This window comes from Geobacillus sp. ZGt-1, assembly GCF_001026865.1.
Lineage (GTDB): Bacteria > Bacillota > Bacilli > Bacillales > Anoxybacillaceae > Geobacillus > Geobacillus thermoleovorans.
In genome coordinates, this window is the sequence record NZ_LDPD01000052.1 from 1 (window position 1) to 2,682 (window position 2,682).

Below are 2,682 nucleotides of genomic sequence, written 5' to 3' on the forward strand. Positions count from 1 at the left end.
CCTCGCTTAGCCCACTTTTTGTTGCCAATCCCAGGGAAAGGGTCATCGAATTGGGCGTATGCGTGGGTGCCGATCGTCGGACCGCTGCTTGGCGGCGCGTTAGGCAGTTTGGTCTATAAAGCCGTTTTCTTGGGAAAACCGACAGGCGCATTATGGGGAGTGCTGGCGGCAACCGCAGTCGTTTTGGCGGCGGCGAAGATGGCAAAAGGAAAAACAACCAGCGCCGCAAGCCGCCGTTCTCTCTAGTTGGCGTACCGGGTTTGTAAGCAAATAAAGGTGAAGGGGGAAGAATGTCATGAATCAATACATTTTAGCCATCGACCAAGGCACAACGAGTTCGCGCGCGATTTTGTTCAATCAAAAGGGCGAAATCGTCCATATGGCGCAAAAAGAGTTTACGCAATATTTTCCGCAGCCCGGCTGGGTCGAGCACAACGCCAATGAAATTTGGGGATCGGTGCTTGCGGTCATTGCCAGCGTCTTGTCCGAGGCGCAAGTGAAGCCGGAACAAGTGGCGGCGATCGGCATTACGAACCAGCGGGAAACGACGGTTGTGTGGGAGAAAGACACCGGCAACCCGATTTACAACGCCATCGTCTGGCAGTCGCGGCAGACGGCCGGCATTTGCGATGAACTGAAAGCGAAAGGGTATGACCCGCTATTCCGCGAAAAAACCGGCTTGCTTATTGACGCCTATTTTTCCGGGACAAAAGTGAAATGGATTTTGGACCATGTCGAGGGGGCGCGCGAACGGGCGGAGCGAGGAGAGTTGCTCTTTGGCACGATTGATACGTGGCTCATTTGGAAGCTGTCCGGCGGCCGCGCCCATGTAACCGATTACTCGAACGCGTCGCGCACATTAATGTTTAACATTCATACGCTCGAGTGGGATGACGAGCTGCTTGCGATTTTAAACGTGCCAAAGGCGATGCTTCCTGAGGTGCGCCCGTCCTCGGAAGTATACGCGAAAACGGTTCCGCATCATTTCTTCGGCGTGGAGGTGCCGATCGCGGGAGCCGCGGGCGACCAGCAGGCGGCTTTGTTCGGCCAGGCGTGCTTTACGGAAGGGATGGCGAAAAATACGTACGGCACCGGCTGCTTTATGCTGATGAATACGGGGGAAAAAGCGGTGCAATCGAAACACGGGCTGCTCACAACGATCGCCTGGGGAATTGACGGCAAGGTTGAATACGCCCTTGAAGGCAGCATTTTCGTCGCCGGTTCGGCCATTCAATGGCTGCGCGACGGCTTGCGGATGATCAAAACGGCGGCTGACAGCGAAGCGTACGCCGAAAAAGTCGAGTCGACCGACGGGGTGTATGTCGTACCGGCGTTCGTCGGGCTTGGCACGCCGTATTGGGACAGCGAGGTGCGCGGGGCGGTGTTTGGCCTCACGCGCGGCACAACGAAAGAGCATTTCATCCGGGCCACCTTGGAATCGCTCGCTTACCAGACAAAAGATGTGCTCGCCGCCATGGAAGCCGATTCCGGCATCTCGCTGACCACGTTGCGCGTTGACGGCGGGGCGGTGAAAAACAATTTCCTTATGCAATTCCAGAGCGATTTGCTTGCCGTTCCGGTCGAACGTCCGGTTGTGAATGAAACGACGGCCTTGGGTGCGGCGTATTTGGCCGGGCTGGCGGTCGGCTACTGGAACAGCCGAGATGACATCGCCGCCCAATGGCAGCTCGAGCGCCGGTTTGAGCCGAAGATGGATGACGACAAGCGAACGATGCTCTACGATGGCTGGAAAAAAGCGGTGCGGGCGGCGATGGCGTTTAAATAACTATAGGGAACAAAGCAATAATCGATCGTGAATGGGCGGCCGCGGTCAAGCTGTGTCCTTTTCCACTTTTTTGTTCATTGCTTAGGCAGATGTTCCTTTCGTGGAGCATCTGCTTATTTATTGTCCAAAAAATAGTGGTTGAAACTGAGCTGTAGTTCACAGTCATGTTTTTCTATGAGGTATAAGACTGGAAAGGAATCAAAAAATTTACTGATATTTTTTCTATAAATATTGAATTTACGAAAAAAAATGATAGAATATTATCTGAATATTATATATAGTCTAAAATTTAGTAATACTAACAAAAGGGAGAAGGACACATTGGCAAAGCAAACGTTATTGGAAATTGAGGAGCTGCGAGTCTCTTTCCGCATCGGTGATGACTATTATGCGGCGGTCGACGACGTTTCGCTGGCGATCGGAGAGAACGAAGTCGTCGCTCTCGTCGGGGAGTCGGGTTGCGGCAAAAGCGCACTCGCTTTGTCGATCATGGGTCTCCACCCGCCCGAAAAGACAAAAATTGAGGGGCGCCTGCACTTTAAAGGGACAAATTTGCTGTCGCTCTCCGTTGCCGAACTCAATCGCATCCGCGGCAAAGAAATCGGGATGATCTTTCAGGATCCGTTAACGGCGCTCAATCCGCTCATGACGGTCGGCCGGCAGATCGAAGAAAGCATGGATTACCATCTGCGGCTGTCAGCAGCCGAAAAAAAGAAGCGAACGATCGTCTTGCTTCGCAAAGTCGGCATTCCGGAGCCGGAAAAGGTGTACCACCGTTATCCGCACGAGTTGTCCGGGGGGATGCGGCAGCGGGTCGTCATCGCGATCGCCATCGCCTGCGAGCCCGCCCTGCTCATCGCCGATGAACCGACAACGGCGCTTGATGTGACGATTCA

2 protein-coding genes and 1 pseudogene are annotated in these 2,682 nt (G+C 53.8%); all 3 read left to right on the top strand.

What is annotated here, in order from left to right:
• A pseudogene (locus VU18_RS15410) lies at nucleotides 1-246 on the top strand (aquaporin); the annotation flags it as partial.
• A 49-nt stretch (nucleotides 247-295) separates the two neighbouring features.
• Complete coding sequence (gene glpK / locus VU18_RS15415) at nucleotides 296-1,786, top strand: glycerol kinase GlpK (RefSeq protein WP_013523471.1); 1,491 nt, start codon at nucleotides 296-298, stop codon at nucleotides 1,784-1,786.
• A 321-nt stretch (nucleotides 1,787-2,107) separates the two neighbouring features.
• The coding region (locus VU18_RS15420; RefSeq protein WP_047758430.1) for an ABC transporter ATP-binding protein at nucleotides 2,108-2,682 on the top strand (575 nt) is incomplete at its 3' end.